Genomic DNA, 23,045 nt, shown 5'->3' with positions numbered 1-23,045 from the left:
GCGGTCAGAGGTCGACGTCCGGGGCTCCCATGAAGTCCGTCATGGCCACCTGCCCCTCTTCGGTGATCCCCTCGCGCTGGAAGAGCACCGCGATGGTGTCGAGGATGATCCGAGAATCCAGCAGGAAGCCTCGCGTCTCCACGTATCGGACGTCCCAGGCGAGCCGCTCGGCCCAGGGGATCGAGTTTCGACCCTTGACCTGGGCCAGCCCGGTGATCCCTGGGCGCACCTCGTGGCGCCTGGATTGGCGCGCCGTGTAGAGGGGAAGATACTCGGGCAGCAAGGGCCTCGGGCCTACCAGGGACATGTCCCCGCGCGCGACGTTGTAGAGCTCGGGGAGCTCGTCAAGGCTGGTGGAGCGCAGCCATGAACCGAATGCAGTGATGCGCTCCTCGTCGGTCACGCAGCCCGGACCGAAGTCACGCATGGTGCGGAACTTGTACATGGTGAAGGTCTTGCCGTTGAGCCCGGGTCGTTCCTGTCGGAAGAGGACAGGGGACCCGAGGTTAAACCGCACCAACGCGGCCACCCCGGCCTGCAACGGTGCCGAGACCACCAGTGCCGCGCAGGCGATGACGAGGTCCATCCCCCGCTTGACGCCGTCGTAGGGCCGCCTCACCGCCTCCGCTCCAGGACACTGCGCAGGCGCGCCTCGACGCGGTCCATTTGTGCGGTGGTGAGGGCCGAGCCGCTCGGGAGGGACACCCCGGTGGCGAAGAGTCGGTCAGAGTTGCCGTTGACGTAGGCGTCCACGTGCGCGAAGACCGGTTGCGCGTGCATCGGCTTCCACACCGGGCGTGCCTCGATGTTGTCCGCGGCGAGTCCCGCGATGATCTCGTCACGACTGAATCCCGCCACTGCGGGATCCACGATGAGGGAGGTCAGCCAGAAGTTGTCGTGGTCTACGCCGGCCAAGACCGGGCCGTCCGCACCATCAGGCTGCCCGAAGAAGGACACCCCGTCGACGCCCTCGAACAGGGCCTTGTACCGGAGGCGGTGCGCGCGGCGGCGCTCGATCATCTCCGGCAGGCGCGACAGTTGCGCGCGGCCCAGTGCCGCCAGCAGGTTCGACATCCGGTAGTTGTAGCCCACCTCGGTGTGTTCGTAGTGCAGCACGGGCTGGCGGGCCTGCGTGGCCAGGTAGCGGATCCGGGCGGCCTCGGCGGCGTCGTCCGTGAGCACGGCGCCGCCTCCCGACGTGGTCATCACCTTGTTCCCGTTGAAGGAGACCACGGACATGTCGCCGTAGGCGGCAGCCGGCCGTCCGGCGTGGATCGCGCCGAGGGACTCGGCGGCATCGCTCAGGACGCTGAGCCCGAACTCGTCGGCCACCTGTCGCAGGCCGGCGTGGTCGACGACGTGGCCGAGGAGGTCCACCGGCACCAGTGAGGTGACACGACGCCCTTTGGCCAGTTGGTCTTGAACTGCCTGCCTCGTGAGGTCGACGTCGATGGAGCCCTGCTCGTCGCAGTCAACCAGCACCGGCGTCGCCCCGGTGTAGGTGATGGCATTGGTGGTGGCCGCAAAGGTCATGGACGCGGTGATCACGACGTCGCCCGGCTTGAACCCCAGTGCCAACCCCGCCAGATGCAGGGCGGCTGTGCCGGAGGAGAGGACGACGGCGTGGCCCCGGCCGCAGTAGGCAGCGAGTTCCGCCTCGAAGCCGTCGACCTCCGGGCCGAGGGGCGCGATCCACCCTCCATCGAAGGCGCGGGAGACGGCAGAACGTTCCAGCTCGGTCATGTCGGGCGGGGAGAGGAAGACGCGCTCATTCACAGGGAGAGGATACTCTGCCGGCCTCCGGGTCAGAGTGCGAGGAGAACCCGGGCAACCTCCTGCGCCGCATGGCCGTCGCCGTACGGGGCAGATAAATCCTCTACCGGAGCTGGGCGGGTGGCGAGTTCGGCCAGCCGATCCAGATCCGGGTCCAGCGCGTTCCAACCGTTTCGCAGAGTCTCCACCCATTCGGTCTCGGTGCGGATGGTGGTGCACACGGTGCCGAGGAGGAAAGCCTCCTTCTGGAGGCCGCCGGAATCGGTGATGACGCCCTGGGCACGCACCACGGCGTTGATCATGTCCGGGTACGGCAGCGGGTCGATCACCCGTAGCCGTCCCCGCTCGATTGCGATGCCGTCCGCCTCGCAGCGCGCCCGCAGGCGAGGATGGATGGGCAGGATGACATCGACGTCGAGGGAGCCTAGGCGGTCCAGCACGGTGTTGAGGCGGTCTGGCGCGTCGGTGTTGTCAGCTCGGTGGACGGTGGCGAGGACGTAGGGCTGCCCGGTGCCCACTCCGGGGACTGTCCGCGGATTGCTGAGCACCGAGTCACGGATCTGGAGGCACACATCAGTCATGACGTCGCCCACGAGCACCGAGCGCTCCGCCAGGCCCTCCGCCGCCAGGTGCTCCATAGCCACCCGGGTGGGGGCCAGACAGAGATCTGCCGCGTGGTCTGTCATGACGCGGTTGTGTTCCTCGGGCATGCGTCGGTTGAAGGACCGTAGACCGGCCTCGAGGTGGGCCACCTTGAGGTGCATCTTGACGGCAGACAGGCTCCCCGCGATCGTCGAGTTCGTGTCCCCGTAGACGAGCACCCAATCAGGGGCCAACCGCTCCAGCACTGGATCTAGCTGCTCGAGCATGCGTCCGGTCATGACGCCATGGGTTCCGCCGCCGACGCCGAGGTGGAGGTCCGGGGCCGGAATGCCGAGTTCGACGAAGAACGACTCGGACATGTTCACGTCGTAGTGCTGTCCGGTGTGGATGATCTGATGGTCGATGCCTGCAGCGCTGAAGGCCTTCGCCACTGGAGCCAACTTCACGAACTGGGGACGTGCTCCGACGATGCTGACGACTCGCATGGGGAACTTCCTGCCTGGGACGGGTGCGGTCAGCCTACCGCAGCGCTCTTCGTCCGGGTCTCCGGAGGAACCTGTGGTTTCAGGTGGGCAGTTGGGCGCCGGACGGCCCTACGGGGGGCTGGTCCGATCCGGTGTCTGTCAGCCCGACTCCCTTGTCGAACCCCCGGCTCACCCACATCGCAAGGATGAGGAAGCAGCCGAGCATGCCGGCCATCAGGAAGGAAAGCGCCCAGATGAGCCGCAGCATATCCGCGTGGAAAACCAGAATGAGGAGGAGCGGTGCGGCGGTGAAGGGCAGCCCGAACCAGAAGAGGGTGCCCTGTCGCCTCGTGACCACGAAGACCGTTGACACCGGTGAGGTGATGAAGTTCATGTACAGCCAAGGAACGAGGGCACTGCCGATTTGCCCCGCGAGCGCCCATCGTCCACCGAAAACCACGGGGAACAAAGGTGGGCTCAGCAGGAGGATGAGCACGAAAGGAACGATGCCGATGAGGGCGGACCGGGCGATGCTCGCGCGGACCAGGCTGGTGAGGTGCCCGCGCTGGACGGTTGCCAGCCGTTGGTAGAACACCTGCGAGAGCGCCGAGTTGATGAGAGCAGAAGGAGCCTGAAGGAGTCGCCACGCCTGGCCGAATTGCCCCAGCATGGCGGACGAGAAGAACGCGTTGATCATCAACTGGACCCCGTTGACGCGGATGGTGTCGAGGATTGCTGTGGGGGCGTTCAGCAATGGCATCTTCTTGTGCTCGGACATAACCGCGCGCAGCGAGGATCTGGGCTGACCGTAGATGTCCCGACGGGTTCGCCAGAACAGGTTGGCGGCGGAGACGAGTTGGCCCAGCAGGGTGCTCACCACCAGCCCCGTCGTCCCGAAGGCCAGGGCCCCCAAGCCGAGCTGGGTCCCGGTCGTTGTGGCCGCCTGACCCACCCTGTTGGCGGCGAGCAGGCCGTACTTCTGGTGTCGGTTGCACCAGTAGTTGAAGATCGATACCTGCGCGAATGCCCAGGACACCAGAGCGACCCCCACCAGCCATTGCTCGAGCTCCGGAAGCCCGAGCGCGTCGGTGATGGGTCCGGCGAAGATCAACAACGCGAGTCCGAGCGTCATACACGTCAGGGCATTTAGTCTGGACGCCAGTTTCACCAGGGCCCGTGCGTCTTCCGTACGTTTAGGAAGGACGATCGCAAGGTCGTAGCGCCATGTCGAGATGGTCACCACCCCTCCGACGAGGGACATGAAGGCGGTGAACGCGCCCATCTCGGTGGGGGAGTACAGGCGGGCGATGATCGGTGAGGCCAGAAGCGGCATGAGCTGCGCCAGTGCGGTGCCCGACATTAGCGTCATGACCTGCCGCAGGAAGCTCTGCGGCCCGGCCTTTCCCAGGAGAGCCCGCTTAATTCTCGACACGAATGAGTTCTCTCGTCGCGGACTCAACGAACGCCAAGAGCCCGGTGATGGTGGCGATGTGGACCATCGTCAGAGGCTGACTGAGCCAACTGGAGTGCGTGTGGGACACGAAGGGCAAACTGGCGACCAGCGCGATGGAGCACCAGGCAGACGCCCGCGCTGCGGATGCCTCCATTGGGAGGCGCGCCAAGGCGCGGACACATAGCAGCACTGCCGCAAGCGCTCCGACGCCCAGTGTCGCGAGCGAGATCAGCCCGTACTCAGCCATGACTTCCACCACGCCTGAATGTGGATTCACGAGGCCGGACGGGTAGGGGTTATTCGGCGACGCCGCCCACGTCGCGAAGTGCCCAGGGCCGACCCCGAGGTAGCCGCTCTCGCCGGTCATCCACCACCCGGTCCGGATGAGCTGGAGCCGCGAGCCTGAGGAAGTGAGCTCTCCCCACTGGAGATTCTCGGTGAGTTGACGCACGTGGTAAGCGATGGTGCGGCCCGGCGGCCATCCGGCCAAAGCCGTCACCCCCACGGTGACCGCGCTCAGCAGCATGACGATCACAGACCATCGGCGCGTCAGGGCCCATACCACGAGCCCGACGACCGCGGCCACCAACCCCATCCGGCTGGAGGACCAGTACAGCGCGCCCGAGACCAGCACGCCGAGAACGATCACGCCTGGCCGGAGCCACCCCTGTGCGAGTTGATAGGCCAACGGCAGCAGAACCAGGACGACGGCGCAGTGATAGCCGTAGAGGTTCGGGTTGTCGAAGAAGGACGAGATCACGTTCCACCCGGGGATCACGTCGTCGTACTTCTGCGCGGGAAGGTTACCGGGGAGGTGGGAGCCGGTCACCACCTCCCAGTACCCGATGGCGGCGGCAAGGGCGGCCGAGACGGCCCAGCCGGCCACCAGGACGTGGAGCATGGGGAGCCGGACCACCGTCAGTGCCGTCGCGAGGGCGGCGGCCGCGATGAAGGCGGCGTGACTGAATGCGGCGAGGTCCGGTTCGGGGAAGCGCGCCCAGGACAGAGCACCGAATCCCAGCATCACACCAAAGACCATGATTGTCGTGGCCGCGGTCCGGGGAGCGTCGAGACGTCGTCGGATCCAGACGGAGCCCACTCCCAGCGCGAGCAGCGCCAGAACGGCGAGGCGGGAGGGCATGAGTGCCCCCTTGGGAAGGTAGAGGGCGACGGTCGCCAGTGTGGGCAGGAGAGCCACCAGAACCCGAGCGGCCCGATCGAGCCATTGCCGCGAACGCGCAGGCAGTGGCGCGCTCGAGTCCATCGCGTCAGTATAGGCCCGAGCCAGGTCCTCCCCGGATCCGGAGTGCACGGGGCGTTCGCTGCTAGACTGCGCGCACTCTGGCAGTGGAGGTGGCGTGCATCATCCAGTCTTGGCCATCGGCCCCGCGAACTATGCAGGTCAAGCGAACGCGTGGGCACAGGCAGTCAACCGCCGCGGCGCTTCCCGGGCCTGGTCGTTCAGCGTTTCGAGCCGCGGCGGGTTTCAGTTCCCCGCAGATAGGCTGATCGGGCGCAAGGCTTACCGCAATCCGCTTCTGCGCGGTTGGAGAGCCCAGCGGCTGCTGCGTGGCGCCACCCACGTAGCCCTGGACGGGTTCAAGCCCTTCTTCCACCTTCGTGCGCGGGGCAAGTTCGCCGGCGACGTGGAGCAGCTGCGCAGGGCAGGTTATGCGGTCGCTCTCATCGCCCACGGCTCGGACGTCCGCAGCCCGGAGGCGCACATGGAGCGTGAGGAGTGGTCCTACTACAAGGAGGGCAGTGCGAGTTGGCGGGAGGCGTTGGGCTCGCAGGCGGCCCAGGCCCGCCGGATCGCCGAGTCCAGCGGGCTGCCCGTCTTCTTCTCGACTCCGGACCTGGCCTTCGACCTCCCCATGGGATCCTGGTTGCCCGTGTGCCTGGACCCGAGCCAGTGGTCATGCGAGGAACCGCTCCTTGAGCGGAGGCGTCCGAGGGTGCTGCACCTCCCGAGCCGCCGCACACCGCCAATCAAGGGCTCGCAGTACGTTGAGCCCGTGCTCGAAGAGCTGGACCGTCAGGGCAGGATCGAGTATGTGCGGAGCGGAGCGGTGCCGCACGAGCAGATGGTGGCCCTGGTCCACTCGGTAGATGTCGTGGTGGACCAGGTGCTCAGCGGGTACTACGGGGTTGCGGCCGTCGAAGCAATGGCGGCTGGGCGGGTGGTGGTCGGGAACTTGAGTTCCGACGTCGCGGCGAAGATGCCGGCGTCGCCGCTCCTAGCCCACGCCAACCCCGCTACCCTCACCGACGTGCTGCTGAAGGTACTCGATGAGCGGGATGAGTGGAGGGAGCGGGCGAGGTTGAATGTCGAGTTCGTCCACCGCTGGCACGACGGCACGGAGTCGGCGCGTCGGCTCAGCCGGTTTCTTGGGGTTGACGCAAGTGAGCAGTAGCCCCGTCCTCGCAATCGGCCCAGCAAACTACGCGGGGCAGGCCTACGAGTGGGCCGAGGCGGTCAATCGCAATCTGCCCGCGGCTGCGTGGTCGTTCGCGCGAGGCCCGGTGCGTGCGTCTGGCTTCGGCTTCCCAACCCACCACAGCATCCACCCCATCCCCTTCTACGTAGGGGTCGGCAGGGGCATGAGGTCGCGGTGGCTGCTGCGTGGAGCAACGCACGTGGCAGTCGACGGCTATGAGCCTTTCTACCGCTACCCCCACGCACCCACTGTGCTTCGTGACATGCGGCTCCTCGAGCGACAGGGCAAGCAGGTGGCGTTGATCGCCCACGGCACCGATGTCCGTGACCCGGTGCAGCATCGCGAGCGGCTCAGATGGTCCTTCTTCAACGAGGGCGACGACTCCTGGTTCACCAGCCTCGCCTCCTCCACGGGGCGGAATCGCCGCGAGGCGCTGGAACTCGGCTGTCCGCTGTTCGTGTCCACGCCGGACCTCCTGCTCGACCAACCCACCGCGACCTGGCTACCGCTCAGCATCGACGTACGGTCCTGGGAGAGCGGAGCCCCCGTTCTGGAGCGCGCTGTGCCGCGGGTGCTGCACCTGCCGAGTCGGCGCCACCCTCCCATCAAGGGCACGCAGTACGTCGACCCGGTCATGCGCGGTCTCGAGCGGCGTGGCCTCATCGAGTACGTGTCACCCGAGTCCGTGCCGCACCGGGAGGTCAAGCAGCTGGTGCACACCGTCGACATTGTGGTGGACCAGATCCTCACTGGCTCCTATGGGGTGGCCGCGGTTGAGGCAATGGCGGCCGGGAGGGTGGTCATCGGTGGGCTCGCTCCCGATGTGTCCGCCAGGATGCCAGACGTTCCGGGGCTGGTGGACGCAGATCCCTTGACCTTGGAGCCCCGGTTGATGGAGATCCTGGACGATCGCGAGCAGGCGCGCGCCCGAGCACGGGGCAACCTGGACTTCGTACGCCGCTGGCACGACGGGCGTGCGGCGGCAGCGGCCCTGGAGAGCTATCTCGGGCTGAGGTCCGCGGCCACCTGACGCGCCCGGGCAACCCACGTGTGCTCCCTCGCGAGTTCGCCCGTATGCGCTGCCTTGGCGGCGATGAGTTCGCCGTCCGCGACGAGACGCTCGAGGAGATCGGCGAGCGCAGTCGCCGAGTAGGGGATCGACCAGCCCACCCCTTGGGCTTCCACCCACTCCCCGGCCAGGGTGCCCTCTGAGGCGATGATGGGGCGATGGGCCCCGATGTACTCGTAGGTCTTCACGGGTACGGCGAACGCCAGGTAGTCGTCCGGAGCGACGAAGAACGTGCCCACATGGGAGTCTTCGAGGAGCTCTGTCACCATGGCGCCACGTCCGTGAACCACGTGGATGGCATCGGACAGGTACCGCTCGTAGCCGGCTCGTTCCGCCTGCCACTGTTCCGGGATGGTGCAGACCGTCAGCTCGACGCCGCACCCACGCTCGGCCGCGAGGGTGACGCCAGCGAACAACTGGTGCAGTTGGTAGTGGGCACCCATTCCTCCGACGTAGAACAGCCTGAGTGGCGGCAGATTCGGCAAGGCGCTGGCAGACATCGGCTGGGTGGCCGGCGGCAGTTCGCGGACGAGGCCGGGAGGCAGGCTCAGCAGGTCCGCCATACGGCGGCTCGGGAGGTAGAGCACGTCCAGGCACTGCTGAAACATCGCCTGATCGAAGCGATAGGCCAGCAGCGCTGCCTGCCGCTTCGGAAAGCGCACCGCGGTGCGGTAGTTGGGACTGACCCAATGGATGTCCCGGAGATAGTGACCTACGCGCACGCCGTGTCGACGCAAGTGACGGAACAGCCCGTGGTCCAGGAGTGGATGAAGTGGAAGGTGATGGGGGTCGGTCATGGTCATCGGCATGGTCGATGACTCCGAGTAGCAGAAGTCGAACTTCGTCCGGGCGCGCAAGGCGCTCCTGACTCGCGCAATCTGGCGGCGTCGCTCCCGGGAGTAGCCGGTGACCAGCCAGACCTCATAACCCAGCTCCTCGAAGGCGGCGAGCATCTGGATGGGCCGGATCCCGGAGGCGGACGTGGCGTTCTCGTCGAGCGGAAAGGGCGCGTGAAAGATCATCCTGCGTTGCACGGCATCGCCTTCCGGTTAAGGGGTTGAAGCGCGGCCATCGCGCAGGAGGCGAAAAGAAACAGATAGTAGTAGCGCATCATGCTCGACGGGACGATGCCCAGCACCGGTATGAGCAGGAACAGGAGAGCAGCTGAAGCGTTGGTCCAGCCGGGGCGCAGCTGCAGCTTCCACAGCCCACGCCATGAGACGAGGCACCAGAAGACCACGAGCGCCACCACCGTCGGCAACCCGTACCATGTGAGCAGTTCGAGCAGCACGTTGTGCGGGTCCAGCAACTCGCCTGGGAACGCGCGCGATGCTGCGTCCATGAACGCGTCCTGGTGACCCCATCCGAACCAGAGGGTTGCCGGGTCGTTGAACGAGATGGCAAGAGTCTGCGCCAGGATGTCCCCGCGGGCCTTGGTCGAGTTGTCCTGGATGGCGGGCGAGGTCCAGATGAGGGCTGCTGCGCCCACCGCGAGCGGCGCCGAGGTGACGATCATCCAAGGCCGGATCGTGCCTGGGCTAGCCACCCGGACGCTGGTGAAGAGGATCACAGCGGTGCCCACTAGGAACGCGGCGAGCGCACCTCGCGAGCCACCCTGGAGCACCAACACGAAGGCGCCTAGGACGCCGATGAGGCGGCCGAGTTGAACCGTGTGCCGGGCGTTGCCCTCCCAGAGGATCCTCGTCAAGGCCATGAGGCCGAACATGGTAACGATGACCGCGAAGTCGTTGATGTTGGGAAGGAACGCCGCCACGTAGAAGCGTCCCGGCAATACGAGCGTTGAGGCATCCGGATATAGCACTGACTGCAGCTTGAATCCGCTGACGACCTCGGCCCACCCGATGAGAGTGGTGAGCATGAAGGCGTGGTACAGCGCGTGCATCACTGACGCGGAGGCCCGCTGCTCGCGACCTCCCGCGAGAATGGCGGCACTGAAGATCGCAAAGATGGCCGTCAATGAGAAGTAGTTGATGATGCCGACGCGGTTGGGGTGCAGGACGACCCCTATCGCGGAACTCGCCAGCCCCAGGGCAAAGAACAGCCACAGCAGTCTGCTGTCCGCGCGCGGGTGCCAGAGTCTTGTCAGGAGCAGCGCGCTCAGCGGGAGAAGTCCGCTCAGGATCACTGACCCGGGCAGACGGAGGACCAGGATAAAAGCACTGATCCAGAGCAGCCACGAAGCTAGTGCGCCGACGCTCATCCCCGAGCGCTCGTCCTTGTGCATGTGCAGAAGCCGTCAGCGGCCGTGACCTAGCCGCTGCCAGCCCGCGGTGGCGATGGTGGCTACGGCCACCGCGGCGAGCGCGGTAATGCCCAGAAGGATGGTTCGGCCAGGGCCCTGAGGCTCAACACGTGCTGTGCCCACAAGAACCAGGGTGGGACGAAGGTGCGGTTCGACCTGCGGCGTGAGGGCTTCGAGATTCTCGGCGAGGCTGGCCGCGACGTCGCTCGCGAGAGCGACGGCGCGTTGCCCATCCGTGCCGCTGATGCTCACCTCCACGAGATTGATGGTCTTGAGTTCCGCGGAGGCGATTGCGGGCAGGTTCGCCGGGTCTTCCAACTCCACATACTTGTCTGAGAGTGGCTCGGCGATCCGGGGATCGAGCGCGAGCGCCACGACAGTCACCACCATGCTGCTGGCGTACGTCTGCTGCTGGATGGCCTCCGCCTCACCCTTGGGGAGGGCAGGCGCCAGGAGCACCTGTTGCGTGGCGGTGAACAACGTGGGACGTGTAATCGTGTACACGGCTCCAGCGACAACCACCAGTGTGAAGATGAGGAGCCACACCCACCGGCTGCGCCACACCTGCTTGACGAACCCCCACAGGTCGATGACGCGGTCGTCGCTCGGCTGCATGTCTCCCTTTCGCCCCACCGGTCCACAAGACGAGCATGTCGCCACTGAGATCTGGGCGCAGCGCCCCGATGATGGAGCCTCATCATACAAGCCAATTGCGCACACGGGTCCATCAGTGGATGCTCAAGAGCGCTCCAGGGCGCTCCCCTAGGGTCGTAACAGTTAGGCGCCCGAGGCCGTCAGCATGGCCTGAAGCACTGCAGCGGCGGCCTCTTGGCCGTATGGATCGACTTGGACGTGACTTCCGTCCGGTCGCAGAAGACCACCTTCGCGCGAGTCGTCGCACAGGGCTGGCCGGGTGGGAGCAGCGGGTTCGGGGTCCTTGCAGAGAATCGGGTCCATTCGGAACGTGCTCACGCGTTGGTCGGTCGCCGCGAGATCAACGACCATATTGTTCCAACGGCGCCGGAACTCGTCATGGTTGGTCATTAGATCGAGCAATGGATGGCAATCCTGCGGCGTACAGCGCGTGAGCATCCCACTACCGGGCCGTTCCGTCTGGGCGATCACGAGGCGGCTTCCCCCTGCAGTGAGTCGATCGACCGTCGACTCGAGGTCAGCTTCGAGGGCTGGCCAAAAGGCCTCGTCCTCGGGGCCGACGAGCCGTCCCTCTACCCAGCGCTGGTGGACCTCATATCTCGACCACCAGAAAACGATGTCCGGCTGGATCTGCTCCAACTTGTCGCGTTGAAGGCCCTCCAGCATTCTGCAGTCCCCGCTTCCCGCATGGTCCTCCTTGAGGTACTCCTGCATCTCGATGGCAAGCGGTGGACAGCCGCCACGGGCGGCGCTGTCTAGAACGGCATCACTCGCTTCGGCAGCCCCGGACAAGGACTCCATCATGCGGAGCGGGACCGAGTCACCGACAACGAGGATGCTCGTGGTGTTGAGGCCGTCCGGGCCCTCGGACCGGAGGCGGTTCGTCGTGTTGATTTGGACCGCAGCCGCCAGGATGATAACAGCGGCCATCACAACGGCCACTGAGGCGAGCAAGCGTCGCGGCGTCAGCTGCGTGGCGAGTCGGCCGCTCCGGATCGGCTGCTCCACCAGGTGGTAGGACACCACGGCGCAGACCAGTGTGCCGGCCAAAGCGGCGGGCGCACGCAACATTCGGAACTCTTCGTGATGCGCAACTCCGAGCCACACGCTCCACGGCCAGTGCCAGATGTAGAGCCCGTATGAGATCTGGCCCAGGTAGGCCATTGGGGTCCAGGACAGGAAGGCGCTCAGGCTCGTCGAGTGCGGCTGGGCAACGAGGGCCCCGATGACAAGGGCCACGGCGAGGCTGAGAACCACTGCGCCTCCGCGAAAGTAGAACTCGCTCGGGCCGGCGAGGAACGGTAGAACGGAGATGCCGACGAACGCGCCCACCACAGCCACGAGCCGGTGGTGCCCCGCGAACCAGTCGCGGATACTCGGGCTGGTGAAGGCGATCGCTAGCAGCGCCCCCAGCAAGGGCTCGAAAGCCTTGGCGTCTGTGCCCATGTATGCCCTGTCAGGGGCCGCCGGATCGAATAGCACCGCCAGCAGGATCGCTGACGCTGCGATCAGGCCCGCGGTGACACCGGCCAGGATAGCTACCGTTCGCCGCCTCGCGGTGGTCCCCACTCCCATCCACGTCGCGACGTAGGCACCTCCGCCGATCAGCAACGGCCAAGCAAAGTAGAACTGTTCCTCCACGGCCAAGGACCACATGTGCAGGAGCGGTGATGGCGTTCCGTCGCTGGCGAAGTAGCTGTTCGCTCCCATGAAGTGCCAGTTACCGAGATATAAGGACGTCCAGATGATGTCCCAGGTCACGTCAACCCGCCGGTACAGTGGCACGAAGAATGATGTGTAGGCCAACATCGCGAGGAGCGCGAGCGTCGCGGCCGGTAGAAGGCGCCGGAAGCGTCGCTGCCAGAACTTCCCGTACCGTGGCCGGCCATGGCTCGCGACGTCGCGCAACAGGCCGGCGGTGATGAGGTAGCCGGACAGCACGAAGAAGACGTCGACACCGGCGAAACCCAGGCCCGCACCGGGGAGGCTCAGGTGGAATGCGATGACCAGCCCTACGGCGATCGTGCGGAGCCCATCGAGGCTTGGGACGTAGGAGTCCGCGGCCGCTCGTAGCTGGATCGGGACGTTGGGCTCGACTGCACTGTCCTGGGCCGAGGTCGAGACGGTCTTCACCGCGTGATCCTACCTGTTGATGGCGTCCCCGGATGACAACGGTTGGGGGTGAGTGATCAGCCCGCTCGTCGGCGGAGTGGGAGGTCCGGCGGCACAGGCACTGCCGAATGTCTGGTCGTTGCGGAGCGACGCGGGTTACGACCACTCCCAACCAGCGGTGGCGCGCTGAGGCTTGATGACGTCCGCTCCGGTCTACCACGTCCCGGATAGGCTCGCCGCTCGTCGACCTCCCAAAGCGGGCGCTCCAAGTCGAGCCGTTCCCCATGCCCGTAGAAACTAGGGAAATCGCCGCAGCCAGCACGCCTCGTGAATCCTCCAGCGCGGCCGCCAACACCTCTCCATCTTGGACTAATTCGTGCGACGAGACAGGGGGCACGAACCGCCGATCATGCAGGCTAATCGGGCTCCGCGGGACGAGTCGCGAGAGCGCCCCTCGTAGCTCCGCTCGGGCGGCCCTCACGACTGCGGCACTCGGGGTCAGTCGATGTCTTCCTCGAATGGGATCGTTGCTGTCGGAGTCCTGGCGCTGCCGCTGGCCGAGTACACAGACTGGTACCGGTCGATCCACTCGGCCGCAGCAAGTTCGTCGGCCGCAGACGCCCACACCCGACCGTGTGCCCACGAGTAGGCGTGGTTTTCGATCCAGGTGATCTGAGACTCGACCGAGCGCCATCCCACCGAGTGTCGTCCCAACTTGGGGTAGTCCTCCTTGTAGGCCGCCGCGGCCGCGGCAACCCGCTCGGGGAGTGCCGTGAGCACGGTGCCCTGGGGCGTGACGACAGGGTTCGACTGTATGGCCTCGGGCTGTTCTTGATACAGCGGTGACTGGAAGAAGAGGCAGTCAACGATCGAGTCCGACTCACACTGATCCTTGACCGCGTGACCCAACCTGAAGTGACTGGGGTGCCCATCCAGCCAACTCATGGTGCGGTAGCGGGCGCTGGGTCCAGCCTTGGTCATGACCTGCGTGATGACGCCGCGTGCAGTGGCCTCGGAGTCGGATGCCTCTTCCGTGATGTAGAGGAAGTGGACGTTGCCCGCTGGCACCCCGATCCGTTCCAGTGAGCTCAATAGCTCCGCGTTGCGAGAGGCAGTCATCTGCTCATTGGTTAGGCATCGGTTCAGCTGCGTGCAGAGGGCGTCTTTGACCCTGGTCCAGTAGCCCGCGAACATGAGGTAGACGTGAACGCGTCGGCCGTCGTTGATGTCGCGGGCGATACCCCCCACCATCGAGATGAGCTCATCGTCCTGGTGCGGCACGAAATAGAAAGCCTCTTCGGCGGGGCTGCCGAGCGGGACCTCGTCCGGCACCGCCGCCCGTGGAGGATTGATGCCGGCGCGAAGGGCCGATGTGCCACACGGAGCGGGCGAGCTGGTCACCGCTGAGGGTCCGCCAAGGTAGATGGTGTGGAGGGGGGAAATCGCCGCCAAGGCTCCTGTGGTAAAGGCCGACGCGCAATTGCCGGTGCTCAGCAGTATTGGCGCACCGTAGGCATGCGCCAGTGGCGTGCCACTCAGTCCATCGGGGAACTGAATTCCGGACGCCACAAGCGCCGTGTCGGCCTCCGGGAAGTAGGTCCGAGCGACGAGGCTCGCCGTCTCGAACCGATCCGCCCCGCCGATCCGAGTTGCCGACGCCCCAGAGACTCGTTCTATCTCCTGCAGAACAGCTTCGCTGATTGCACCGGGTCCGCCCATCACTGTCACCACGCTGGGAGCCAGCTCACGGAGGGCCTGCGCTGTGGAAGAGGGAAGCTCTCCTTGCCGTGTAAGCAGGAGGGGCGCTCCCAACTTGGCCGCGAGCGGGCCCGCGGGCACAGCGTCGGCGAAGACTTGACCGGAGGCGACGACTACGTGGTCGCTGGTCATGCCAGCGGCCACGAGGGCGGCGGTCTCATAGCGATCCGTGCCGCCGACGCGCGTGACGGGCGCGATTGAGCTGAGCTGTGCGGCTACAGCGTCAGAGACGGCACCGGGTCCGCCGACGATCAGGATCTCCTGAGGCACCTTGCGCCGCAACTCCTCCACGGCTGGGTCGGGGAGGGACCCGCCGCGGGTCAGGAGTACTCGTGACTGCTCACGGGCCGCTAACGGCCCCACGCTCAGCGCATCGGGGAATGCCTCACCTGTCGCTACGACGACGCGGTGACCATCGCCAACCGGTAACCAGCGCGCCAGATTTGCCGCGGTCCCGAAGCGATCGGCGCCGCCGATGCGTTGCTCGGCCGTGCGCTGGATTGTTGAGGCGTCTAGGGGGCTCGGCGCCTCCCCCTCAGCCGCGGCTGGTAGGCACATGAGCGCAGACATCATCAAAGCACCGATGAGAGCCGGCCACACCTTTATGAATCCCACCACGGCCCCGAATGCCCTCCACTTCATGATGCTGGCATCATATAGCCGGTGACCGGCAGGCGGCGATGAAGCGTCGAGACGGTCTGATACACGCGAGAGATTGGGGGCCGGCAGTGACCGGGATTTTTGGGCTGGGCCGAGCTAGCCGAAGGCTGATAGGACTGGGGATGGCCGTCGCACTCACCCTGGGCGCCGCAGCCACCTCGTGGGCAGACGAGAGCGCAGCGCCGACGGATGAGAGCATCTCGAGCGTGTCAGCACAGCCAGAGAGTGAGACCACCCTGGGGAGCGCGGCACAGGAGGAGGATGCAAGCGCCGCGCCGACTGGCGAGAGCATCGTGAGCGTGTCAGGACAGCCACAGAGTGAGGCCACCCAAGGAAGTGTGGCACCGGGGGAAGAGTCTGGGTCAGTTCCGCACCCAGAGTCGGTTCCGCCCTTGACCGTGGTCGAGGATGAGGCGTCCCTCGACGGCCAGGACCAGGATCACGTCCTCGCCGAGCCCAACTCGGCGGAGGCAACGGGCGAGGAGCCGGTCGTGGACGCAGGGGTGGAGCACTCGTTCCTGGTGACGTCTGACCCCGCTGGCTTCCCCCTCGGTGCCAAGTACATCTTCTCCGGACAGAGCGAGCCCGGCTCCTCCGTATACGTGTGGTGGGATGCCGAACCGTGGGCTGGCTACAGCCCGTTAACGACCATCACAGCCGGTTCTGAAGGCGCGTACCGGCTCGAGGTGCCGATCGAAGAGGTCGGCCAGTTCCGGTTCGCGGCGACAAGCGGACATGTGCCGGGCAGTGCCGCGCCAGCTGGTTCCTGGGAGTCCGCCCCCGTGAGCGTGACGGCAACTGGAATCGCGCCCGGGGCGGGCACCCTGGCCGCCGGTTCCAGCCCTGGGGGTTTTCAGGTCGGGTCCACCTACGTCTTTGCCGGGCAGGCGCTGCCTGGCGCCCCGGTGGTGGTGTGGTGGGACGCGCTGCCTTGGAAGGGGTGGCGGAAGTTCGGGTCCACGACGGCCGCGGCTGACGGCTCCTACCGGCTCGAGCTTGCCATTGGCAGCGCGGCGCAGTTCCGCTTCGCCGCCACCAGCGGGCATGCCCCGGGGGAGCTGGCCGCGCTCGGGGCGTGGGAGGCGGAGGCCGTCTATGTGAACGCGGTTCCTGCTGGTGTCTATTCGACGCGTATGTCCGTCCTGTCCTCGTCATCGAGTGGCTTCGTCATCGGCGCCAACTACGTATTCTCGGGTCGGACCACTCCGGGCATGAAGGTTGTGGTGTGGTGGGACGCGTACCCCTGGAAGGGATGGCGCCAGTTTTCCTCCACCGCTGCGGGTAGCGACGGATCATGGAAGCTCGTGCTGCCCGTCGGCAGCGCAGCCCAGTTCAGGTTCGTCGCCACGAACGGACATCTCCCCGGCGTCACGGTGGCCGGCGGATGGCAGACTGTCACCGTACCCGTTCAGGCTATCGTCACCCCGGCCATGATCCTCGACGCACGTTGCCGGACTGGGCGGGTCATCTGTATTTCCAAGAGCCAGTACGAACTGGGATGGGTTGTCAACGGCCAGATCCAGTTCACAATGGATGTCCGTTTCGGCTCGTCCAAGCTGCCGACTCGTAACGGCGACTTCCGGGTGACACGGAAGTCTCGAAACCACGTTTCCTCAATTTACGGCTCTGCGATGCCGTTCTCGCTCTTCTTCGACGGTGGGCGAGCGGTCCACTATTCTCGGTCCTTCGCCCAGTACGGCTACGCAGGCAACTCCGCCGGCTGCGTCAACACCCGGGATTACGAGATGAGTGAGAAGTTGTTCGACCTGGCACGTGTGGGTGACCGGGTGATCGTCTTCTGATCACTATGCGTCGTCTGGCTCGAGATCAACGGCTGCATCACGTGCGCGGTGCAGCCGCTCGACACTTCCTTGCTCACAGGTCCGGCCCTGCCGGACGTCTACATCCGGTCAAGGTCTGTGGAAGGCCTAGGATGATCGCCAGACATCGAGCAGGAGTAGCAAGTGAAGCGAGTCATCGTCGTGGAGCAGTATTCGCAGCCGCGTGACCAGGGCGGGGGGACCCGCCACGTGGATCTGTTCGATCGGGTCGAGGGCTGGGAGGCGTCGTTCATCGCCAGCAACGTCAGCCACTACACGGGCAAGCCGTACACCACCACTGACAGGCGATTCATCCTCGTGCCCATCCCGGTGTATTCGGGCAATGGTGTTATGCGGATGCTCGGCTGGGGGATCTTCGCGGCACAGGCGACCGTAGTGGGGTGCACGCGTCCGGCGGACGCGGTGTACGGGTCTTCACCGCAACTCCTGTCTGCGCTGGCCGGCCTGCTCATCGCACGTCTGAAGGGCGTTCCGTTCGTGATGGAGGTCCGGGACCTTTGGCCTGAGTCCATCGTGGCCATGGGGCATCTCGAGGAGGGCTCAGTGGTCCATCGGATGCTCGTCGCGCTGGAAGGTTACCTGTACCGCGGTGCTTCCCGCATCGTCGTCGTCACTCCGGGTTGGGAGGACCATTTCGAAGCCTTCGGCGTTGACCGCAGCAGGGTAATTGCGGTGCCCAATGGCACGGAGGCATCGGACTTCGAGGTCACCCAAAGCCGCGACGAGCTCAGGCGACGGTATGGAATCTCGGGCTACACGGCCGTGTACGCGGGAGCCCACGGGCCCGCCAACCGGGTGGACCTCACAATGGACGCCGCGGAGGCGCTCCCGGACGTCAACTTTCTCATGATCGGATCGGGTGCCAGGAAGCAGTGGGCCATCGACGAAGCGAGGCGGCGGGGCCTCGGAAACATCGAGTTCCGGGACCCCATTCCGAAGTCCGAGCTGCCAGGTCTGTTGCGCGCCTGTGATGTGGGCCTTCACGTCATCGCGCCGCTCAAGGTGCTCGACAAGGGGATGAGCCCTAACAAGCTCTTCGACTACCTCGCCGCGGGACTGCCGGTCGTGTCAAATGCGCGCTACCCACTGCGGCGGGTTGCCGCGGATGGGGAGGTAGGGGCCATGGTGGGGCCAGAGGAGCTGGTAGAGGGCATCACGCGCGTCAGATCGGCGGATGAGGCCACACGTGTGAGGTGGGCCGGCAACGCGGCCGCACTTCTCGACCGCTTCTCACGCACTAACGCCGCGAAGTCCCTGGGGGAGGCGTTGGACGCGGCGGTGGCCAAGAGCCCGCGACGACGGGGGGCCTTGCCGTTCGTGGGAGCGGTCCTCGGTGTTGTGGCCGCTGCTGGCGTGGGCTGGCGGTTCTGGCGAGGCTGACGTGCGGTGAGCAGATAACTACTTCCCGGCCGGGGGAGCCCGAAGGGCTGTCGGCGTGAGCGACGTTGGGGCTGGGGGGAGAGGGGCGAGCCTGCCGGGCTTCGCGCCGATAGGATCGTGCGTGTGATGAGTGCAAGGAGTGAGCATGGCTGATGCGAGACGCGCCCGGGTGCGCTGGGAACGCCTGGCCCTGGCGGTGTGGGATACCGGGTGCTGGGCTGTTGCTGCGCTGGCCCTGGTGATCACCCGCTACAACTTCGACCTCTCCAGCGATCAGACGCGCATGGTTCTCGTCTACGCGGTCATTGCGATGGCCGCTCAGGTTGTCGCGGGCACCCTCACTAACCTCTACCGCGGCAGACACCGCATAGCGTCGTTCGAAGAGGCCACTCAACTGGCTGTCATAGGCCTGGCCATCGGAGTGGCCCTCGCGGTCGGTTTCGCTCTCTTGGGACCCACGAGCTACCCGAGGGTCATGACTTTCACCGTCCCCTTCGCGGCGCTCATCCTCATGGCAGCCGGACGTTTCATCTTGAGGACCCTGTCCACCCACTCCCAGGGGGGCGACCGCGCCGAACCAGTGCTGGTCTACGGGGCGGGGAACGCGGGCGCCCAACTCGGGCGGCTGCTTGAGTACGATCCCGACGCGCCCTACACGATCGTCGGGTACATCGACGACGACGCAACGAAGCGCAACCTGCACCTCTCCGGTGCCAAGGTGCTTGGTGGCCGGGACCAGTTGGTTCGCGCCGCGCTGGAGCGGGGTGTTTCGACACTCATCGTTGCGCTTCCCACGGCCTCTCGTGAGCTGATGCGTGAGATCAACCAGTTGACCGAACCAGCAGGCATCAGGACCCTGGTCATGCCTCCGACCAGGGACATTGTCGGGGGAAAGGTTCAGCTCTCGAACCTTCACGAGCTGGACGTTTCGGACCTTCTCGGGCGGGCGCAGATCAAGACGAATCTGAGCGAGATCTCGGACTATCTGTCAGGCAAGGTGGTGCTGGTCACTGGAGCCGGCGGATCGATCGGCTCAGAGATTGCCCGCCAGGTGCACAGGTTCGGGCCGAAGGAACTCGTAATGCTCGACCGCGACGAATCCGGCCTGCACGGGACACAGCTGTCTATCTTCAACCAGGGCCTGCTCGACACTCCGAACATGGTTCTGGCGGACATTCGTGACGTCGAGGCGCTTGACAAGGTGTTCGCAGATCACCGACCGGACGTCATCTTCCATGCTGCGGCGCTCAAGCACCTGCCGATGCTCGAGCAGTACCCCTTGGAGGGCTGGAAGACCAACACCATCGGAACTTTGAACCTCTTGCGGGTCTCGGAGAAGTACGGTGTAGACAGATTCGTCAACGTATCCACCGACAAGGCGGCAGATGCGACCAGCGTTCTGGGAAAGACCAAGCGGCTGGCCGAGGAGTTGACCGCCCATTTCGCCCACAAGACGGGCCGCACCTGGCTTTCGGTGCGCTTCGGCAACGTGCTGGGTTCTCGGGGATCGATGCTTCACACGTTCACCCGCCAGATCGAGGCGGGTGGCCCCTTGACCGTGACCCACCCGGACATCACCCGATACTTCATGACCATTCCAGAGGCCTGCGAGCTGACCATCCAGGCCGGGGCAATCGGAGAAGCAGCCGACGTCCTGGTGCTGGACATGGGGGAGCCGGTTCGGATCATGGACGTGGCGAAGGGGCTCATCGCCCGCTCTGGCAAGGACATTCAGATCATCTTCACTGGGTTACGACCGAACGAGAAGCTTCACGAGGCCCTTTTCAGCGACGACGAGGAGCGCCGCCCTACCGGTCATGAGCTCATCAGCCGCGTGAGCGTCCCGCCCCTGGAGCCGGCTGAGTTGGAGACGGTCGACGGTTCGGACCCGGAGTCCCTGTCCCGTCTCACCAGACAGCGACATGGGGAGGCCGCACTCCACCGCAGTCAGCAGGAGGCTGCCCGTGGCTTGGAAGGCATCGAACTGACTCGCCCGGAGGGGTGACGCGAGGGCCGACGGTTGGTCAGAGCGCTCGGTAGCAGGCCAGGAGCTTCTCGAACTCAACGTCCCAGTTGTAGCGGTTGAGGATGGCCTGGCGGCCGTTCTCACCCATGCGTTCGGCATCGCGCGGGTGATCCAGCAGGTATAGGAGGGCAGCGGCCACGGCCGCTTCGTCGAACGGATCGACCGTGACGCCACAGTCGGCTCCGGACAAGATGTCGTGCCACAGCTCGAAATTGGATGCGATGACCGGTAGGCCGCAGGCCATGTACTCGAACATCTTGGTGGAGTAGCCCTCGAGGTAGTTGCTGATGGGATGGTTCAGGACGATGCCCACCTTGGCGTCTCGCAGGGCGGCCACGACGCCGTCGCGGGCGAGCAGCCCAGGGTAGTGCACGTGCGTCCATCCTGGCATCGCTTCGGCCGTGCTCCGGAACTGTTTGAACTTCCCGGCAAGTACGCCGGTAGCGCCCTCGGGAAGCTGCTCGAATGCGCGCAACATCTCGAACAACCCCTGCTGCTCAGAGAGCCCCCCGACGTAGACGAATGCGTAGCGGCGCTCGCCGAAGGGAATCGGGTTGCGTTCGAGGGCCAGTCCCTTCTCCGGGAAGTTCTGGACGGTGACCGTCCGTGTTGCTGGGAACTTCTCGGCGATCGAGGGGGTGGCGGCCACTATCGCGCTCATACTCCGGCCGGCGACCGTCTCGAGAACCCGCGTAAGTCCTGACAGCGGCCGCTTGAGCAGGACCGGAATCCACGTCTTGTTGGCGATCTGCAGGGGGACATCCTCGTGCACGTCGTAGACCACCTTCTTGCCGCAGAGGCGGAGAGCAAGACCTACGCCCATGAGTTCGGGATCGTGGAAGTGGTAGATGTCGGCCTTGTCGCGCAGCGCCCTGGCCAAGATCTGCCAGGTCTTGAGAAAGATTCGCTCGATCCGGTTGCGGGGACGCCCGAGGCCCACGACGGGCACGTCTCCCACGCGCGTGTCGCCGTCATGGCAGGAGATGAGCGCCACGTCGTATCCGGCTTCCAGCAGCGAGCGGCACTCTTTGTGGGAGATGCGGGTGTCGCCGATGTCATGAACGCTCGTGAGGTGGCGTACGCGGCCTCGGATCGGCTCCATCAGCGTGAGCCGTCGCCGATCGCGAGGTAGGTGACGCCCTCCCAGTTGGAGCGGTTGAGCGCATTGCGGCCATCGACGAACACCTGCACACCCGGGAGGTCGGCTGGGGTGAGCGAGGTGTACTCGGGGTGATCTGCCTGGAGGATGGCCGCGTCCACGGGATCACCGAGGTGGTAGGCCGTGAAGCCGTACTTGGCGAGCTCGTCGTCGGTGTACATCGGGTCGTGGACGCTCACCTCGGCGCCGCGCGCCTTGAGGCCCGCAACGGTGGGGAAGACGCCGGAGAAGGCGGTCTCCTTCACCTTGCCGCGGTAGGAGGCCCCGAGGACCACCACCTTCATGCCGCGCAGGTCGCCCAGCGCGCCCTCGGCGAGGGCGATGGCGTACTCCGGCATGGTCATGTTGGCCTCTCGGGCGGTGCGCACGATGGTGGCGTCTGGGTCCGTGTAGAGGTAGAGGCGCGGGTAGACCGGGATGCAGTGGCCGCCGACGGCGATGCCCGGACGGTGGATGTGGCTGTACGGCTGCGAGTTGGAGGCCTCGATGACCTTGTGGACGTCGATGCCATTGGCGGCTGCGAACTTGCCGAACTGGTTGGCCAGGCCGATGTTGACGTCGCGGTAGGTGGTCTCGGCCAGCTTCGCCATCTCGGCGGCCTCTGCCGAACCCAGGTCCCACACGCCGTTGCCCTGCGGCAGGTCCGGGCGGTCGTCGAAGCTCAGCACGGCCTCGTAGAACTCCACGCCGCGCATGGCGCCCTCGGGTGAGAGCCCGCCCACGAGCTTGGGGTACTTGCGCAGGTCCTCGAAGACGCGGCCGGTCAGCACTCGCTCGGGGGAGAAGATCAGGTGGAAATCCTTGCCCTCGGTGAGCCCCGAGATCTCCTCGATCATGGGCTTCCACCGGGTGCGGGTGGTGCCGACGGGAAGGGTGGTCTCGTAGCTGACCAGCGTGCCGGGGGTGAGGTGCTCGGAGAAGCTGCGCGTGGCGTTCTCCATCCAGCCGAAGTCCGGCAGCCAGGTCTCGTCGTTGACGAAGAGGGGGACGACGATGACGACGGCGTCCGCGCCGGGGATGGCGTCGCTGTAGTCCGTGGTGGCGCGCAGGCGTCCGGCGGGCACGAGCTCCGAGAGCTTCTCCTGGAGGTGGGCCTCGCCGGGGAATGGTTCGACCGCGGAGTTGACCAGATCGACGACGCCCTGCTGCACGTCGACGCCGATCACCTCGTGGCCCATGTCGGCGAATTGCACGGCCAGCGGGAGGCCGATCTTGCCCATGGCGATGACAGCGATCTTCACTCTTCTTCGTCCCTTCCACCTGTGGATGGCGATGCGCACCCGGCCGCAGTCTACCCATCGGCGCGCCGGCCCGCGGCGAGCATGGGGTCCACACACTGGTCCTGGCGATCCGCCGGTCCGACTACGACCAGGCGAGGGCTGGGCGAGCGCC

At 65.8% G+C, this 23,045-nt stretch carries 17 protein-coding genes; 5 read left to right on the top strand and 12 right to left on the bottom strand.

The window, feature by feature from the left end; all coding sequences use genetic code 11:
* Positions 1-4: 4 nt before the first annotated feature.
* From H5398_RS02220 to H5398_RS02200, 5 genes are all read right to left on the bottom strand, one after another.
* Positions 5-619 (bottom strand): sugar transferase, encoded by a 615-nt coding sequence (locus H5398_RS02220; protein ID WP_370586026.1) that lies wholly within the window; start codon positions 617-619, stop codon positions 5-7.
* Positions 616-1,776, bottom strand: coding sequence for a DegT/DnrJ/EryC1/StrS family aminotransferase (locus H5398_RS02215; RefSeq protein ID WP_370586025.1), 1,161 nt, complete (start codon positions 1,774-1,776; stop codon positions 616-618). The genes H5398_RS02220 and H5398_RS02215 overlap by 4 nt, the downstream gene beginning before the upstream one ends.
* 29 nt (positions 1,777-1,805) lie before the next feature.
* Entirely contained in the window at positions 1,806-2,861 is a 1,056-nt protein-coding gene (gene wecB / locus H5398_RS02210; protein ID WP_182798844.1) for a non-hydrolyzing UDP-N-acetylglucosamine 2-epimerase, read from the bottom strand.
* A gap of 79 nt (positions 2,862-2,940) precedes the next feature.
* The gene (locus H5398_RS02205) at positions 2,941-4,272 is read right to left on the bottom strand and encodes an oligosaccharide flippase family protein (protein WP_182798843.1); all 1,332 of its coding nucleotides are present in this window, start codon (positions 4,270-4,272) and stop codon (positions 2,941-2,943) included.
* On the bottom strand, positions 4,259-5,557 hold the full coding sequence (locus H5398_RS02200) for an O-antigen ligase (protein ID WP_182798842.1): 1,299 nt from the start codon (positions 5,555-5,557) through the stop codon (positions 4,259-4,261). The genes H5398_RS02205 and H5398_RS02200 overlap by 14 nt, the downstream gene beginning before the upstream one ends.
* 94 nt (positions 5,558-5,651) lie before the next feature.
* Here H5398_RS02200 and H5398_RS02195 point away from each other — a divergent pair, with 94 nt between their 5' ends.
* A complete protein-coding gene (locus tag H5398_RS02195; protein WP_182798841.1) occupies positions 5,652-6,707 on the top strand; it encodes a glycosyltransferase in 1,056 nt (351 codons plus the stop codon).
* Positions 6,697-7,761 carry a glycosyltransferase gene (locus H5398_RS02190; protein ID WP_182798840.1) on the top strand — a complete coding sequence of 355 codons (1,065 nt, stop codon included), beginning with the start codon at positions 6,697-6,699 and terminating at the stop codon, positions 7,759-7,761. The genes H5398_RS02195 and H5398_RS02190 overlap by 11 nt, the downstream gene beginning before the upstream one ends.
* On the opposite strand, the gene H5398_RS02185 is transcribed toward H5398_RS02190, so the two are convergent.
* The 5 genes from H5398_RS02185 to H5398_RS02165 form a co-directional block, all read right to left on the bottom strand.
* Entirely contained in the window at positions 7,731-8,834 is a 1,104-nt protein-coding gene (locus H5398_RS02185) for a glycosyl transferase family 1 (RefSeq protein ID WP_182798839.1), read from the bottom strand. The two genes, H5398_RS02190 and H5398_RS02185, sit on opposite strands and share 31 nt — an antisense overlap.
* On the bottom strand, positions 8,819-10,045 hold the full coding sequence (locus H5398_RS02180; protein WP_182798838.1) for an O-antigen ligase: 1,227 nt from the start codon (positions 10,043-10,045) through the stop codon (positions 8,819-8,821). Before H5398_RS02180 ends, H5398_RS02185 begins: the two co-directional genes overlap by 16 nt.
* Positions 10,046-10,057: 12 nt before the next feature.
* Positions 10,058-10,678 (bottom strand): Wzz/FepE/Etk N-terminal domain-containing protein, encoded by a 621-nt coding sequence (locus H5398_RS02175; protein WP_182798837.1) that lies wholly within the window; start codon positions 10,676-10,678, stop codon positions 10,058-10,060.
* Positions 10,679-10,840: 162 nt separating this feature from the next.
* Positions 10,841-12,850, bottom strand: a complete 2,010-nt coding sequence (locus H5398_RS17650) for an acyltransferase family protein (RefSeq protein ID WP_182798836.1) — start codon at positions 12,848-12,850, stop codon at positions 10,841-10,843.
* Positions 12,851-13,327: 477 nt separating this feature from the next.
* Complete coding sequence (locus tag H5398_RS02165) at positions 13,328-15,229, bottom strand: cell wall-binding repeat-containing protein (protein ID WP_182798835.1); 1,902 nt, start codon at positions 15,227-15,229, stop codon at positions 13,328-13,330.
* Positions 15,230-15,645: 416 nt separating this feature from the next.
* Here H5398_RS02165 and H5398_RS16745 point away from each other — a divergent pair, with 416 nt between their 5' ends.
* The 3 genes from H5398_RS16745 to H5398_RS02150 all read left to right on the top strand — a co-directional run bounded on the left by H5398_RS16745 (position 15,646) and on the right by H5398_RS02150 (position 20,473).
* A complete protein-coding gene (locus H5398_RS16745; RefSeq protein WP_370586034.1) occupies positions 15,646-17,049 on the top strand; it encodes a L,D-transpeptidase in 1,404 nt (467 codons plus the stop codon).
* 162 nt (positions 17,050-17,211) lie between these two features.
* The gene (locus tag H5398_RS02155; RefSeq protein WP_182798834.1) at positions 17,212-18,468 is read left to right on the top strand and encodes a glycosyltransferase family 4 protein; all 1,257 of its coding nucleotides are present in this window, start codon (positions 17,212-17,214) and stop codon (positions 18,466-18,468) included.
* Positions 18,469-18,613: 145 nt separating this feature from the next.
* A complete protein-coding gene (locus H5398_RS02150) occupies positions 18,614-20,473 on the top strand; it encodes a nucleoside-diphosphate sugar epimerase/dehydratase (protein ID WP_182798833.1) in 1,860 nt (619 codons plus the stop codon).
* Between the two features lie 19 nt (positions 20,474-20,492).
* On the opposite strand, the gene H5398_RS02145 is transcribed toward H5398_RS02150, so the two are convergent.
* Both H5398_RS02145 and H5398_RS02140 read right to left on the bottom strand, forming a co-directional pair.
* Positions 20,493-21,596 (bottom strand): glycosyltransferase, encoded by a 1,104-nt coding sequence (locus tag H5398_RS02145; RefSeq protein WP_182798832.1) that lies wholly within the window; start codon positions 21,594-21,596, stop codon positions 20,493-20,495.
* A complete protein-coding gene (locus H5398_RS02140; protein ID WP_182798831.1) occupies positions 21,596-22,894 on the bottom strand; it encodes a nucleotide sugar dehydrogenase in 1,299 nt (432 codons plus the stop codon). The genes H5398_RS02145 and H5398_RS02140 overlap by 1 nt, the downstream gene beginning before the upstream one ends.
* Positions 22,895-23,045: the final 151 nt, after the last annotated feature.

Origin of the sequence: Tessaracoccus sp. MC1679 (assembly GCF_014164775.1) — a bacterium.
Taxonomy (GTDB): Bacteria; Actinomycetota; Actinomycetes; order Propionibacteriales; family Propionibacteriaceae; genus Arachnia.
The sequence above is the reverse complement of the archived record's forward strand: the minus strand, read 5'-3'. Positions and strand labels throughout refer to the sequence as shown.